Annotated in this window: 13 protein-coding genes; 11 read left to right on the top strand and 2 right to left on the bottom strand. The window is 54.0% G+C overall.

All coding sequences use genetic code 11. From position 1 onward, the window contains the following. The first annotated feature begins 560 nt into the window (after positions 1–560). From araF to otsA, 5 genes are all read left to right on the top strand, one after another. Positions 561–1,550 carry an arabinose ABC transporter substrate-binding protein AraF gene (gene araF, locus HBA26_RS21530; RefSeq protein ID WP_008500409.1) on the top strand — a complete coding sequence of 330 codons (990 nt, stop codon included), beginning with the start codon at positions 561–563 and terminating at the stop codon, positions 1,548–1,550. Between the two features lie 71 nt (positions 1,551–1,621). After that, on the top strand, positions 1,622–3,136 hold the full coding sequence (gene araG / locus HBA26_RS21525; RefSeq protein ID WP_028013659.1) for an L-arabinose ABC transporter ATP-binding protein AraG: 1,515 nt from the start codon (positions 1,622–1,624) through the stop codon (positions 3,134–3,136). Between the two features lie 14 nt (positions 3,137–3,150). Continuing rightward, positions 3,151–4,131, top strand: a complete 981-nt coding sequence (araH, locus tag HBA26_RS21520; protein WP_032644894.1) for an arabinose ABC transporter permease AraH — start codon at positions 3,151–3,153, stop codon at positions 4,129–4,131. Positions 4,132–4,307: 176 nt separating this feature from the next. Then, entirely contained in the window at positions 4,308–5,111 is an 804-nt protein-coding gene (otsB, locus tag HBA26_RS21515) for a trehalose-phosphatase (protein ID WP_126345766.1), read from the top strand. Next, positions 5,086–6,510, top strand: coding sequence for an alpha,alpha-trehalose-phosphate synthase (gene otsA, locus HBA26_RS21510; RefSeq protein WP_028013656.1), 1,425 nt, complete (start codon positions 5,086–5,088; stop codon positions 6,508–6,510). Before otsB ends, otsA begins: the two co-directional genes overlap by 26 nt. Positions 6,511–6,526: 16 nt before the next feature. On the opposite strand, the gene uspC is transcribed toward otsA, so the two are convergent. After that, positions 6,527–6,955 carry a universal stress protein UspC gene (gene uspC / locus HBA26_RS21505; protein ID WP_063437716.1) on the bottom strand — a complete coding sequence of 143 codons (429 nt, stop codon included), beginning with the start codon at positions 6,953–6,955 and terminating at the stop codon, positions 6,527–6,529. Between the two features lie 795 nt (positions 6,956–7,750). On the opposite strand from uspC, the gene flhD reads away from it, so the two are divergent. The 6 genes from flhD (at position 7,751) to cheW (ending at position 13,183) form a co-directional block, all read left to right on the top strand. Then, on the top strand, positions 7,751–8,101 hold the full coding sequence (gene flhD, locus HBA26_RS21500; protein ID WP_028013654.1) for a flagellar transcriptional regulator FlhD: 351 nt from the start codon (positions 7,751–7,753) through the stop codon (positions 8,099–8,101). Positions 8,102–8,103: 2 nt separating this feature from the next. Beyond that, positions 8,104–8,682 (top strand): flagellar transcriptional regulator FlhC, encoded by a 579-nt coding sequence (gene flhC, locus HBA26_RS21495; RefSeq protein ID WP_013096051.1) that lies wholly within the window; start codon positions 8,104–8,106, stop codon positions 8,680–8,682. A gap of 123 nt (positions 8,683–8,805) precedes the next feature. Then, positions 8,806–9,693 (top strand): flagellar motor stator protein MotA, encoded by an 888-nt coding sequence (gene motA / locus HBA26_RS21490; protein ID WP_008500417.1) that lies wholly within the window; start codon positions 8,806–8,808, stop codon positions 9,691–9,693. Continuing rightward, on the top strand, positions 9,690–10,619 hold the full coding sequence (motB, locus tag HBA26_RS21485) for a flagellar motor protein MotB (RefSeq protein WP_028013653.1): 930 nt from the start codon (positions 9,690–9,692) through the stop codon (positions 10,617–10,619). The genes motA and motB overlap by 4 nt, the downstream gene beginning before the upstream one ends. Positions 10,620–10,623: 4 nt before the next feature. Continuing rightward, on the top strand, positions 10,624–12,660 hold the full coding sequence (cheA, locus tag HBA26_RS21480; RefSeq protein ID WP_028013652.1) for a chemotaxis protein CheA: 2,037 nt from the start codon (positions 10,624–10,626) through the stop codon (positions 12,658–12,660). A gap of 19 nt (positions 12,661–12,679) precedes the next feature. Next, positions 12,680–13,183: a chemotaxis protein CheW gene (gene cheW, locus HBA26_RS21475; RefSeq protein ID WP_014884351.1), complete on the top strand. Its 504-nt coding sequence runs from the start codon at positions 12,680–12,682 to the stop codon at positions 13,181–13,183. Positions 13,184–13,276: 93 nt separating this feature from the next. On the opposite strand, the gene HBA26_RS21470 is transcribed toward cheW, so the two are convergent. Beyond that, the gene (locus tag HBA26_RS21470) at positions 13,277–14,542 is read right to left on the bottom strand and encodes a dicarboxylate/amino acid:cation symporter (RefSeq protein ID WP_166721040.1); all 1,266 of its coding nucleotides are present in this window, start codon (positions 14,540–14,542) and stop codon (positions 13,277–13,279) included. Positions 14,543–14,768: the final 226 nt, after the last annotated feature.

The following is a 14,768-nucleotide window of genomic DNA, read 5'->3' as shown; positions in this document are numbered from 1 at the left end:
TCCGTCGTCGGCAGCGTCAGATGTGTATAAGAGACAGATATTAAAGGCTAAGTGTCTTTAGAGGGATACTGATTTACTTTCGTGAACATTTAGCCGGAATAATGCTCTGTAAGAAAAATAAATACAGATTATTCATTTCAAATATATGATGCGTTGCTGAATTTGCGCTAAGTCAATTTTAACGGAATAACGCCTTTTCATGACGCGTTCGTTTTTTTGATGAAAAGCATGGATCCCCGTCAGGGGAGAGCTGCAGCGACATCCGCCGTAAGGCATCAGGGATTTCTTAGCTAATCTTATGGATAATTCTGCTTACCCTGCTTCCATTTGTCAGACAATTCCTGCCTCTTTTATGTCATTTTTCGCTGAATTTATGTACGCAATTACTGTAATTCTGCGGTGTGATGGGGCTCTCTTATGGATGATTAATTTCCCGCTAAAACTATCACCAGCAATAACGCTTATGACGAGGTAAGCGCTAATGCCTTGTTTTAAGTCCGATTAAATAAGAAGCACGCAAATCTTCCCTACAGAAAAGAATGCTAAAGCTGGAGTTTACCATGCACAAATTTACTAAAGCGCTGGCGGCCATCGGTCTGGCTGCCGTTATGTCACAATCCGCTATCGCTGAGAATTTAAAACTCGGTTTTTTGGTAAAACAGCCGGAAGAACCCTGGTTCCAGACCGAATGGAAATTCGCTGATAAAGCCGGAAAAGATTTAGGTTTTGAAGTGATTAAAATCGCCGTGCCGGATGGTGAAAAAACCCTGAACGCCATCGACAGCCTGGCGGCCAGCGGCGCGAAAGGCTTTGTTATCTGCACTCCGGATCCAAAACTCGGATCGGCAATTGCGGCGAAAGCCCGCGGTTACGACATGAAGGTTATTGCGGTTGACGATCAGTTCGTTAACGCCAAAGGCAAACCGATGGACAGCGTTCCGCTGGTCATGATGGCGGCGACCAAAATTGGGGAACGTCAGGGGCAGGAGCTTTATAAAGAAATGCAGAAACGCGGCTGGGATGTGAAAGAGACCGCCGTCATGGCCATCACCGCAGACGAGCTGGACACGGCGCGTCGTCGTACGACCGGTTCAATGGACGCGCTGAAAGCGGCCGGCTTCCCTGAAAAACAGATCTATAAAGTGCCAACCAAATCTAACGACATCCCGGGCGCCTTTGACGCGGCGAACTCTATGCTGGTCCAGCACCCGGAAGTGAAGCACTGGCTGGTGGTCGGCATGAACGACAACACCGTGCTGGGCGGCGTGCGCGCGACGGAAGGTCAGGGCTTCAAGGCGCCTGACGTTATCGGGATCGGCATCAACGGCGTGGATGCGGTGAGCGAGCTGTCCAAAGCGCAGGCCACCGGCTTCTACGGCTCTCTGCTGCCAAGCCCGGACGTTCACGGCTACAAATCCAGTGAAATGCTCTACAACTGGGTCACCAAAGGGGCTGAACCGCCGAAATTTACCGAAGTGACCGACGTGGTGCTGATTACCCGCGACAACTTCAAAGAGGAACTGGCGAAAAAGGGACTGGGCGGTAAGTAATACGCTGTGATTGTGCCCCTTACTCGCCGTAAGGGGCCAGACGTACACACTACAGGAATCACGGAGTCGTTATGCAACAGTCTAATCCGTATCTCTCTTTTCGCGGCATCGGGAAAACGTTTCCCGGTGTTAACGCGCTGACCGATATCAGCTTCGACTGCTATGCCGGCCAGGTTCATGCCCTGATGGGGGAAAACGGAGCGGGGAAATCCACGCTGCTAAAAATCCTCAGCGGCAACTACGCGCCAACAACCGGCACGTTGGCCATTCGCGGTGAAGAGGTGGCCTTTGCCGATACCACGGCGGCGCTCAACGCCGGTGTCGCCATTATCTATCAGGAACTGCACCTCATCCCTGAGATGACCGTGGCCGAAAACATCTATTTAGGCCAGCTTCCGCACAAAAGCGGCGTGGTGAATCGTTCGCTACTTAATTATGAAGCGGGGCTGCAGCTTAAGCATCTTGGTCTGGACGTCGATCCCCAGACCCCGCTGAAATACCTCTCCATCGGCCAGTGGCAGATGGTTGAAATTGCCAAGGCGCTGGCGCGTAACGCCAGGGTTATTGCCTTTGATGAACCCACCAGTTCGCTCTCCGCGCGTGAAATCGAAAACCTGTTCCGCGTGATCCGCGAGCTGCGGCAGGAAGGCCGCACCATTTTGTACGTCTCGCACCGCATGGAGGAGATATTTGCCCTGAGCGATGCCATCACCGTATTTAAGGATGGGCGCTATGTGCGCACCTTTACCGATATGCAGCAGGTTAACCATGACCAGCTTGTTCAGGCGATGGTCGGGCGCGATCTGGGCGATATCTATCACTGGAAACCGCGCGAGTACGGCCCCGAGCGCCTGCGTCTGGACAACGTCAAAGCGCCGGGCGTGCGAACGCCGGTTTCGTTATCCGTACGCAGCGGTGAGATCGTCGGTCTGTTTGGCCTTGTTGGGGCGGGGCGCAGCGAGCTGATGAAAGGGCTGTTCGGCGGTACACGCATTACCGCAGGGCAGGTCTCCATTGACGGCGAGCAGGTGGATATCCAGAAACCCGCCCACGCAATCAGGGCCGGGATGATGCTCTGCCCGGAAGACCGCAAGGCGGAGGGGATCATTCCGGTGCATTCGGTGCGCGACAACATCAACATTTCCGCCCGGCGTAAATTTATCCGCGCGGGTTGCCTGATTAACGACGGCTGGGAGTCGAGCAACGCCGACCATCATATTCGCTCGCTGAATATCAAAACGCCGGGACCGGAACAGCTGATTATGAATCTGTCAGGAGGAAACCAGCAGAAGGCCATTTTAGGCCGCTGGCTGTCGGAGGATATGAAGGTCATTCTGCTGGACGAGCCGACGCGCGGTATCGATGTGGGCGCAAAACACGAGATTTACAACGTGATATATGAACTGGCAAAACGCGGCGTGGCGGTGCTGTTCGCCTCCAGCGATCTGCCTGAGGTGCTTGGCGTTGCTGACCGCATTGTAGTGATGCGCGAAGGCGAAATCGCCGGTGAATTACTTCATGAACAGGCGAATGAACAACAGGCGTTGAACCTCGCCATGCCTAAAGTCAGCCAGGCTGTCGCCTGAGTAAGGAGTTAATGATGTCCTCTGTTACTACATCCGGAGCGCCGAAGTCGGCTTTTAGTTTTGGACGCATCTGGGATCAGTACGGCATGCTGGTGGTCTTTGCCGCACTCTTCATCGCCTGTGCAATCTTCGTCCCTAATTTTGCCACCTTCATTAATATGAAAGGGCTGGGACTGGCGATTTCCATGTCCGGCATGGTGGCCTGCGGCATGCTCTTTTGTCTGGCCTCCGGTGATTTCGACCTGTCGGTGGCCTCGGTTATCGCCTGCGCGGGCGTCACCACGGCGGTGGTGATCAACATGACGGAAAGCCTGTGGATTGGCGTTTTTGCCGGTCTGTTGCTTGGCGTGATCAGCGGTCTGGTGAACGGTTTTGTTATCGCACGCCTGAAGATTAATGCCCTGATTACCACGCTTGCAACGATGCAGATAGTCCGCGGTCTGGCCTATATCATCTCCGACGGTAAAGCGGTAGGGATTGAAGACGAGCGCTTCTTTACGCTGGGCTACGCCAACTGGCTGGGCCTGCCTGCGCCTATCTGGCTCACCGTGGCCTGCCTGATCCTGTTCGGCTTCCTGCTGAACCGCACCACCTTTGGCCGTAATACGCTGGCGATCGGCGGCAATGAAGAAGCGGCTCGTCTGGCAGGGGTGCCGGTTGTACGCACCAAGATTATTATCTTCGTGCTCTCCGGGCTGGTCTCCGCCGCGGCGGGGATTATCCTGGCGTCGCGTATGACCAGCGGCCAGCCAATGACGTCTATCGGTTATGAGCTGATCGTCATCTCGGCGTGCGTTTTAGGGGGCGTTTCCCTCAAGGGAGGCATCGGAAAAATCTCATATGTGGTGGCCGGTATCCTGATTTTGGGCACGGTGGAAAACGCCATGAACCTGTTGAATATTTCGCCGTTCTCTCAGTACGTCGTGCGCGGCCTGATCCTGCTGGCAGCCGTGATTTTCGACCGTTACAAGCAAAAAGCGAAGCGTACCGTGTAACCCCAGCGCTGACTTTTTATTGCTCAACTAATAACCATAGTTGACCTCTGAACCGCCTCGCCAGTTTTGCTGGCGGGGCGGTTGTCAAATGGCGAGGCCCATCACACTGTCTATACTTACATGGCTATGAAAGAGGTAAAGGCGTTTACCTCTCGTAAACCGTAAGGAGGATTAGGGTGGCTGACTTGTTAACCGCACCGCCTGTACTGCCCGGAAAATATGCTTTCTTTTTTGACCTCGACGGGACGCTCGCCGGGATCCAGCCGCATCCTGACGACGTGGTCGTACCGGATACGGTGCTAGAGAATTTGCAGCAGCTCTCTCGACTGAACGAGGGCGCATTGGCATTGATTTCAGGGCGCTCAATGGCCGAGCTGGATGTGCTCGCCAGTCCTTACCACTTTCCGCTGGCCGGTGTACACGGAGCGGAGCGCCGCGATATCCATGATCAACTGCATGTTGTATCACTCCCCGATACCTTAATTCAGGCGTTACATACTGAACTCTCCTCGGCGCTGGCGTCGCTCCCGGGCACGGAACTGGAAGCGAAAGGCATGGCGTTCGCCTTGCATTATCGGCAGGCTCCGCATCACGAAGCGGCGATTTTTGCGATTGCCCGCAGCGTGGCCGATGCACATCCGCAGCTCGCGCTGCAGCCGGGGAAGTGCGTCGTTGAGATAAAACCTGAGGGCATCAATAAGGGGGCCGCTATTGCGGCGTTTATGGCGGAACCGCCATTTAAGGGACGTACACCGGTATTTTTTGGCGATGACCTGACCGATGAGGCCGGTTTTCGCATGGTGAAACAGGCCGGAGGGATCGCCGTCAAGGTAGGGCCTGGTGACACTGTCGCTGAATGGCGTCTGGCGAATGTCGAGGCCGTCTGGCAGTGGATTTCTGATATCGCTAACCAGCAACAACAACAAATAGCGCAAAACAAAGGGGGAAACCATTATGGGTCGCTTAGTCGTCGTCTCTAACCGAATTGCACCGCCTGATGATAAAAAAGCCAGTGCAGGTGGCCTGGCGGTAGGGGTATTAGGTGCCTTAAAAGCTGCTGGCGGGCTGTGGTTTGGCTGGAGCGGTGAAATCAATGAACAAGAGAAACCGCTTAAAAAGGTGACGCGCGGGAACATTACGTGGGCATCATTTGCGCTCAAAGAGAAAGACTATGACGAGTATTACTCGCAGTTCTCCAACGCGGTCCTGTGGCCTGCGTTTCACTATCGTCTTGACCTGGTGAAATTCCAGCGTGAATCCTTCGAGGGCTACTCGCGGGTGAATGCGCTGCTGGCGGATAAACTGCTGCCTTTAATTGAGGAAGACGATATTTTATGGATCCACGATTATCATCTGCTCCCCTTCGCCAGAGAGCTGCGTAAAAGGGGAGTCAATAACCGGATTGGCTTCTTCCTGCACATTCCGTTCCCGACGCCGGAAATTTTCACCGCGCTGCCGCCGCATGAAGAACTGCTGGAGGCGCTGTGTGATTATGACCTGCTGGGCTTCCAGACCGAAAATGACCGTCTCGCGTTCCTGGACTCCGTGTCAGGCAAAACGCGCCTGGTAACCAACGGCGGCAAAACCCATACGGCGTGGGGCAAAACCTTCCATACCGAGGTCTATCCGATTGGTATTGAACCCGACGAAATTGCGGAACAGGCCTCGGGCCCGCTGCCGCCGAAGCTGGCCCAGCTTAAGAATGAACTCAAGCACGTGAAGAATATCTTCTCGGTAGAGCGTCTGGATTATTCCAAAGGGTTGCCGGAACGCTTCCTGGCGTATGAAACGCTGCTGGATAAATACCCTCAGCACCACGGTAAAATCCGCTATACCCAGATCGCGCCAACGTCGCGCGGGGAAGTGCAGGCCTATCAGGATATTCGTCATCAGCTGGAGACAGAAGCAGGGCGCATCAACGGGCGCTACGGCCAACTGGGCTGGACGCCGCTCTTTTATCTGAATCAGCATTTTGACCGTAAGATCCTGATGAAGGTCTTCCGCTACGCTGACGTTGGCCTGGTTACGCCGCTGCGTGACGGGATGAACCTGGTGGCAAAAGAGTACGTGGCGGCTCAGGACCCGGCGGATCCGGGCGTGCTGGTGCTTTCCCAGTTTGCAGGGGCAGCGAACGAACTGACCTCAGCGCTGCTCGTTAACCCTTACGATCGGGATGATGTGGCAAATGCCCTCAACCGCGCGCTGACCATGCCGCTGACGGAGCGAATTTCCCGCCATGCCGAAATGATGGAGACGATCCGGAATAACGATATAAATCACTGGCAGGCGCGTTTTATTCAGGATCTACGCGAAATAGCCCCGCAAAGTCACGAAGGCGATCTGCAAAAAAAGATCGCGACCTTCCCTAAACTCGCCTGATATTCCTCTGGGGGGGTTAAGCCCCCCCAAGCGGGACTAACAGCACGTCAACCTGGCTTGAGGCGATAATAGATTTTGCCGCGCAGGTAGCCCTCGATATAAAGCTGTGGTTATGGTTCCCGCAAATCACTAAATCAATATTCTGCTTGCGGCACATATTAAGAATATGGGCATTCAGTTCCCCCGTCGCAATAACGGTTTCATCAATGGGGTACTCTGCTTTTTCGACAAGCTCTCGCAGAAACTGCTGCGTTTCCTCCTGCAAAACCTCACGAATATCTTCCAGCATCGGGGCCGCCAGTTGATTGTACATCTCGGGCTCGGCCGCGAGGGTAATGAGGCTGATGCGCGCATTATGCGGCCGGGCGATGGAAACGGCCCGGGCGACAAGCTGGTGGCTTTCGGGGGAAACGGCAACAGAAACAAGAAGATGGGAGTAACTCATGGCGCACTCCTTAGATGTCTGACAGACAGCGTTTCATCACCATTACCGCGAATTTCCTGGTTTCGCAAGACTTGAATACGACATTAGTGTGAAGCTTATCATAATTATTCATTAATTATTCTTATAAGAAGAATAACTGATAAATGCGCCTAAATGAAAAAAATTAACAACTTAACGTAACTCACACAAATCCTCGCTTTCACTATTAAATCGTTCTAACAAGTTATAAACGCATTTCGAATGATCACGCAATGAAACAATTTTTTTGCAAGAAATGCATAACTCTATGTTTTATCGAAGTAATCAAAATGTGTCCCTGACGCATACGTGATGTAAACGATTGCTGATACTGCACGCACGGGTAAAAGCACATTGCGTGCCACTTATTCTCAAGCTTATGCATGAGTATTCGTCGATTAAGAATACAAAACAGTGCTGATTGCTTAAAAAATGAGCAAATTAGAAGTCATACTGATGGATTTATGGGTAACATTCACTTAAATTGTGTGACGTGGATCACATTTTTTTTAAATTTGAGGGTGGCTGCATTGTATGTGTCAAATCTGGCGAGTAGAGTTTGCGTCGAATTAGGAAAAATCTTAGTTATTTGTAAGAAATGATAAAACCTGTAAGAGATGTAACCGCGTTGCATCCCTTGCGCGTTTGGATGAATACAAACCTAGATTCAACTATGCATTTAGCCTTTTCTTTTTTATACCGGGTGATTTCCCGGCGACATCACGGGGTGCGGTCTTTCCGCATAAAAATAATAGTTGGTTATTCGGGATGGGAACAATGCATACATCCGAGTTGCTAAAACATATCTATGACATCAATTTGTCATATTTACTGCTCGCGCAGCGTTTAATTAGTCAGGACAAAGCGTCCGCGATGTTTCGTCTGGGTATTAACGAAGAAATGGCAACCATGCTGGGCGGATTAACCCTCCCTCAGATGGTAAAACTGGCGGAAACGAATCAACTGGTGTGCCAGTTCCGTTTTGATAATCCGCAGACGATAACGCGTCTGACGCAGGAATCCCGCGTGGACGATCTGCAACAGATCCATACCGGTATCCTGCTCTCCACTCGCTTGCTTAGCGACATCAGTCAGCCTGATGACGCAGCCCGTAAGAAAAGGGCCTAGCAATGAGCGAAAAAAGCATTGTTCAGGAAGCGCGTGACATACAGCTGGCCATGGAGCTGATTACGCTGGGTGCTCGTTTACAAATGCTGGAAAGCGAGACTCAGCTGAGCCGTGGTCGCCTCATCAAACTGTATAAAGAGTTACGCGGTAGTCCCCCGCCGAAAGGCATGCTGCCGTTTTCTACGGACTGGTTTATGACCTGGGAGCAGAACATCCACGCTTCCATGTTCTGTAATGCCTGGCAGTATCTTCTCAAAACCGGTTTGTGTAGCGGCGTAGACGCCGTTATCAAAGCGTACAAACTTTACCTTGAACAATGCCCACAGCAGGAAGAAGGCCCTCTGCTGGCGCTGACCCGCGCATGGACGCTGGTGCGTTTTGTTGAGAGCGGAATGCTTGAACTGTCGCGCTGCAATTGCTGCGACGGCAATTTTATTACCCATGCTCATCAGCCTGCAGGCAGCTTCGCCTGTAGTTTATGTCAGCCGCCGTCCCGCGCAGTAAAAAGACGTAAACTTTCCCGGGATGCTGCCGATATTATTCCACAACTGCTGGATGAACAGATCGAACAAGCTGTTTAACCCGAACGTGTGGGCAAGATTCCAGCAGCGGTAAGTCATTACCGCTGCTTTTTTTTACCCCGCAAACGGTAAACGCTGCGAGCTGGACGTCCTTGCCATAGTCACTAGCGGAAGGATGATGTCGTGCTTATCTTATTAGGTTACCTGGTAGTTCTCGGTACAGTTTTCGGCGGTTACATGATGACCGGCGGGCACCTTGGAGCACTCTATCAACCGGCTGAACTTATTATCATCGGCGGCGCAGGGGTAGGGGCTTTTATCGTTGGCAACAACGGTAAATCGATCAAGGGCACGTTGAAGGCAATTCCATTGCTGTTCCGTCGCTCGAAATACACCAAAAGCATGTATATGGATCTGCTGGCGCTGCTCTATCGCCTGATGGCGAAGTCGCGTCAGCAGGGGATGTTCTCGCTTGAACGGGATATCGAAAACCCGAAAGAGAGCGAAATTTTTGCCAGCTATCCGCGCATTCTGGCGGACGCCATGATGCTGGATTTCATCGTCGATTACCTGCGTCTTATCATCAGCGGCAACATGAATACCTTCGAAATCGAAGCGCTGATGGACGAAGAGATCGAAACCCACGAAAGCGAATCTGAAGTGCCGGCCAACAGCCTGGCGCTGGTTGGCGACTCCCTTCCGGCGTTTGGTATCGTGGCGGCGGTCATGGGGGTGGTACACGCCCTGGCCTCGGCGGACCGTCCGGCGGCTGAACTGGGCGCGCTGATTGCCCATGCGATGGTGGGCACCTTCCTCGGTATTTTGCTGGCTTATGGTTTTATCTCTCCGCTGGCAAGCGTGCTGCGCCAGAAAAGCGCGGAAACCACCAAAATGATGCAGTGCGTGAAGATCACGCTGCTCTCAAACCTCAACGGTTACGCGCCACCGATCGCGGTTGAATTTGGCCGTAAAACGCTTTACTCCAGCGAGCGTCCGTCGTTTATCGAGCTTGAAGAACACGTGCGCGCGGTGAAAAACCCAAACCAACAGACGACAACTGAGGACGCATGAAAAACCAGTCCCATCCGATCGTCATCGTCAAAAAACGCAAGCACAAGGGCGGCGGGCACGGTTCCCACGGCTCCTGGAAAATCGCGTACGCCGACTTTATGACCGCAATGATGGCGTTCTTTCTGGTGATGTGGCTGATCTCCATCTCCAGCCCGAAGGAGCTTATCCAGATTGCCGAATATTTCCGTACCCCGCTGGCGACGGCGGTTACCGGTGGGCCGCGTATCTCTAACAGCGAAAGCCCGATCCCTGGCGGCGGCGATGATTACACCCAGCAGAAGGGTGAGGTGAAAAAAGAGCCGAACATCGACGAGCTGAAACGCAAGATGGAGCAGGCGCGTCTGAAAAAACTGCGTGGCGATCTCGACCAGCTGATTGAAGCGGATCCTAAACTGCGCGCGCTGCGGCCGCACCTGAAAATCGATCTGGTCCAGGAAGGGCTGCGTATTCAGATTATCGACAGCCAGAACCGCCCGATGTTTAAAACCGGGAGTGCGGAAGTTGAGCCGTACATGCGCGATATTTTACGCGCCATTGCGCCGGTGCTGAACGGCATTCCTAACCGAATCAGCCTTTCGGGCCACACGGATGACTTCCCGTACGCCAGTGGGGAAAAGGGATACAGCAACTGGGAGCTTTCTGCCGATCGTGCCAACGCCTCGCGTCGCGAGCTGGTGGCAGGTGGGCTTGATGATGGCAAGGTACTGCGCGTGGTCGGCATGGCAGCAACCATGCGGGTCTCCGACCGCGGGCCGGATGACGCCATCAACCGTCGTATCAGTCTTTTAGTGCTGAACCAGCAGGCGGAGCAGGCCATCCTGCACGAAAACGCCGAAAGTCAGAATGAGTCACTGGACGATTTAAAACAGCCTGGGGCCGTCCCTGCGGCTGCCGTTCCAACATCGCCACCAGCCAATCCGAGGTGATAGCGTGAGCATGGATATTAGCGATTTTTACCAGACATTCTTTGATGAAGCCGACGAACTGTTGGCGGATATGGAGCAACATTTGCTCGATCTGGTGCCCGAAGCACCGGACTCCGAGCAGCTCAATGCCATCTTCCGCGCGGCGCATTCTATTAAAGGCGGAGCCGGAACGTTTGGATTTACCATCCTGCAGGAAACGACCCATTTAATGGAAAACCTGCTTGATGAAGCACGACGCGGTGAGATGCAGCTCAATACCGACATTATCAACCTGTTTTTGGAAACCAAAGATATTATGCAGGAACAGCTCGACGCCTATAAAAGTTCGGCAGAGCCTGATGCCGCCAGCTTTGAATACATCTGCAATGCGCTGCGCCAGCTCGCCCTGGAAGCAAAAGGTGAGGTCGCTGCAGCCGTTGTCCCTGCGGCAAAGCTGAGCGTTGTCGATGCGGTTGCTGCTGAAGAGGCCGCGCCAGCCGCCGCGCAAGCGGGCAAGCTGCGCGTTGTGCTGTCACGCCTGAAAGAGAGCGAAGTTAACCTGCTGGAAGAAGAGCTGGGTAACCTGGCGAAATTAAGTAACGTAGTGAAAGGCAAAGACAGCCTCGCAGCGACCCTCGATGACGGTATCAGTCAGGACGATATCGTGGCGGTGCTGTGCTTTGTCATTGAAGCCGACCAGATCGCCTTCGAAACGGAAGCCGCCGCGGTAGCAGCTCCGGCTGCAGAAGAAGAGGTTGCTGTCGTTGCCCAGGCCGCCGCACCGGCTGTGGCCCCAGCGGCCCCGGTGCTGAAGGCGGTGCCAAAAGAGGCCGCGGCGCCTGGCCGTGGTGAAAAACCGGCCGCGCGCTCCAGTGAGTCCACCAGCATTCGCGTTGCCGTTGAGAAGGTTGACCAGCTGATTAACCTGGTTGGCGAACTGGTGATCACCCAGTCCATGCTGGCGCAGCGTTCTAACGAACTGGACCCGGTCACGCACGGCGATCTGATCACCAGCATGGGCCAGCTGCAGCGTAACGCCCGCGACCTGCAGGAATCGGTGATGTCCATCCGCATGATGCCGATGGAATATGTCTTCAGCCGCTTCCCGCGCCTGGTGCGCGACCTTGCCAGCAAGCTGAATAAGCAGATTGAACTGACCCTGATGGGCAGCTCAACGGAGCTGGATAAGAGCCTGATCGAGCGCATCATCGACCCGTTAACGCACCTGGTGCGTAACAGCCTCGACCACGGTATTGAACTGCCGGAAAACCGCATTGCCGCCGGGAAATCTCCAGTCGGGAATCTGATCCTCTCTGCGGAACATCAGGGCGGGAACATCTGCATCGAAGTGACCGACGACGGCGCGGGCCTTAACCGCGAGCGCATCCTGGCGAAAGCCATTTCACAGGGGATGGCGGTGAATGAAAACATGACCGATGAAGAAGTGGGCATGCTGATCTTCGCGCCGGGCTTCTCGACCGCCGAGCAGGTGACGGACGTTTCCGGACGCGGCGTCGGCATGGACGTGGTGAAACGTAACATTCAGGAGATGGGCGGCCACGTTGAGATCCAGTCTAAACAGGGCTCCGGCACCACCATCCGCATCCTGCTCCCGCTGACGCTGGCGATCCTCGACGGCATGTCGGTCAAAGTCGCGGACGAAGTCTTCATTCTGCCGCTGAACGCGGTGATGGAATCCCTCCAGCCGCGTGAAGAAGATCTGCATCCGCTGGCGGGCGGCGAGCGCGTTCTCGAAGTGCGCGGTGAGTACCTGCCGCTGGTCGAGCTGTGGAAAGTGTTCGAAGTGGACGGGGCGAAGACCGAGGCCACGCAGGGTATCGTGGTGATCCTGCAAAGCGCGGGCCGTCGCTACGCGCTGCTGGTCGATCAGCTGATTGGTCAGCACCAGGTGGTGGTGAAGAATCTCGAAAGCAACTACCGCAAGGTGCCGGGTATTTCTGCTGCCACCATTCTGGGGGATGGTAGCGTGGCGCTGATCGTCGACGTGTCGGCGCTTCAGGGATTAAATCGTGAACAACGTGTGGCGTACACAGCCGCCTGATTAAGTAGAAGGTAATAACATGACCGGTATGAGTAATGTAACGAAACTGGCGGGCGAGCCATCAGGGCAGGAGTTCCTGGTATTCACTTTGGGCGATGAGGAGTACGGCATCGATATCCTGAAAGTGCAGGAAATTCGTGGTTACGACCAGGTTACCCGCATCGCTAACACGCCAGCGTTTATTAAAGGTGTCACCAACCTGCGCGGCGTGATTGTGCCAATCGTGGATTTGCGCGTGAAGTTCAGCCAGGGTGACGTTGACTACAACGACAATACCGTCGTGATCGTCCTGAACCTGGGACAGCGCGTGGTGGGTATCGTGGTGGATGGCGTATCTGACGTGCTTTCCCTGACCTCTGACCAGATTCGTCCTGCGCCGGAGTTTGCGGTCACGCTGTCGACCGAATACCTGACCGGCCTGGGGGCGCTCGGCGAGCGTATGCTGATTCTGGTGAACATCGAAAAGCTGCTGAACAGCGAAGAGATGGCGCTGCTGGATATCGCGGCGAATCATGTAGCGTAGGTAAATGCAAAACGGCAACCCAGGTTGCCGTTTTTAGTGTTTGCTCCCTCTCCCTGTGGGTGAGGGCATCAGGCCTCACCCTTTTTCATGCCATTACGCTTCCTGCTTTACCAGTTCAGCTTCAGCTTCAGCTTCCCGCGCACCTTCATTCTGCGAGAGCATCGCCGTCGCAATCCCGTTCCCCAGCACGTTAATCGCGGAACGCCCCATATCCAGGAAGTGGTCGATCCCCATCAGCAGCAGGATCCCCGCCACCGGAATGTTAAAGCTTGGGATCGTCGCGGCCAGCACCACCAGCGAAGAACGCGGCACGCCCGCAATGCCTTTTGACGCCAGCATCAGGGTTAACATCAGCACCGTCACCTCAGAGAAGCTCAGGTGAATGTTGTACGCCTGCGCAATAAACATCGAGGCAAACGAGCAGTACACCATTGACCCCACGAGGTTGAAGGAGTAGCCAATCGGCAGAACGAAAGAGGCGATATTGCGCGAGCAGCCAAAGCGCTCCAGCTGCTCCAGCGTTTTAGGGTAGGCCGCTTCAGAACTGCTGGTGGTGAATGCGACCAGCACCGGATCTTTCAGCATGCTGACCAGGCGAAACACCTCTTTTTTCAGCACCATGTAACCCACGGCCAGCAGCACCAAGCAGGTGAGAAGAATGGCAACGTAGTAGCCGCCAATAAAGGAGGCGTAGTTCAACAGGATGCCCAGACCCTGTGTGGCAATGACGGAGGAGATCGCCGCGAAGATGGCCAGCGGCGCAACGTACATCACGTAACCCGTTACCTTCAGCATGATATGGGAAACCACATCCAGTGCGGCCACCAGCGGCGCGTTGAATTTCTGCCCCAGCGACGCGCCGCCGATGCCGAAGAACATCGAGAACACCACTATCTGCAGGATCTCATTGTTCGACATCGCCCCCGCGATGCTGGTGGGAATGGTGTGAGACAGGAACGCTTTCAGCGTTATTCCGCCCACGGCCAGACCGGTATCCACCGCCTCGGTTGGAATAGTCAGGTTCAAGCCGCTTCCCGGACGCTCCAGCGTAACGATAAACAGTCCGACCAGAATAGAAAGCACGGATGAACTGATGAACCATACCATCGCTTTGCCGCCCACCCGGCCTATGGTGGAGGTTTCTCCCAGCTTCATAATGCCTACGGTCAGCGTGCTGAAGACCAGTGGCGCAATAACCATTTTGATCAGACGGAGGAAAATATCGGTCAGAAGGGTAATATTATCCGACCAGGCTTTGATGGCATCCGCAGATGCGTACTCGTGAATTGCCGCCCCTGAAAGAATACCCGCCAGCATGAATATCACGATGAAGAGTGTAAGTTTGTTTGCACTTGCCACGAAAAAAGACCCTCTATGCGCTATCAGATGTCGCCCGCGCCGATACATATAAATTTTTTATTACTGCGCGGGAAAATATTCGGCACATAAATTGACGCAAAGCGTAGGGGGATACAACAAGTTTTTAAGTTTTATTGATTTTGTTGTTGGTGGCATAACGATATATTGTGATGGTGATCACACTATAAGCTGTCTCTTATACACATCTGACGCTGCCGACGACGGA

Source organism: Enterobacter sp. 725m/11 (genome assembly GCF_011683705.1).
GTDB lineage: Bacteria > Pseudomonadota > Gammaproteobacteria > Enterobacterales > Enterobacteriaceae > Enterobacter > Enterobacter bugandensis.
The sequence above is the reverse complement of the archived record's forward strand: the minus strand, read 5'-3'. Positions and strand labels throughout refer to the sequence as shown.

What these genes read in the sequence shown, in the direction of transcription:
- araF (WP_008500409.1), top strand. Translation starts at nt 561, where the DNA reads ATGCACAAATTTACTAAAGCGCTGGCGGCCATCGGTCTGGCTGCCGTT.
- araG (WP_028013659.1), top strand. Translation starts at nt 1,622, where the DNA reads ATGCAACAGTCTAATCCGTATCTCTCTTTTCGCGGCATCGGGAAAACG.
- araH (WP_032644894.1), top strand. Translation starts at nt 3,151, where the DNA reads ATGTCCTCTGTTACTACATCCGGAGCGCCGAAGTCGGCTTTTAGTTTT.
- otsA (WP_028013656.1), top strand. Translation starts at nt 5,086, where the DNA reads ATGGGTCGCTTAGTCGTCGTCTCTAACCGAATTGCACCGCCTGATGAT.
- uspC (WP_063437716.1), bottom strand. Translation starts at nt 6,955, where the DNA reads ATGAGTTACTCCCATCTTCTTGTTTCTGTTGCCGTTTCCCCCGAAAGC.
- flhD (WP_028013654.1), top strand. Translation starts at nt 7,751, where the DNA reads ATGCATACATCCGAGTTGCTAAAACATATCTATGACATCAATTTGTCA.
- flhC (WP_013096051.1), top strand. Translation starts at nt 8,104, where the DNA reads ATGAGCGAAAAAAGCATTGTTCAGGAAGCGCGTGACATACAGCTGGCC.
- motB (WP_028013653.1), top strand. Translation starts at nt 9,690, where the DNA reads ATGAAAAACCAGTCCCATCCGATCGTCATCGTCAAAAAACGCAAGCAC.
- cheW (WP_014884351.1), top strand. Translation starts at nt 12,680, where the DNA reads ATGACCGGTATGAGTAATGTAACGAAACTGGCGGGCGAGCCATCAGGG.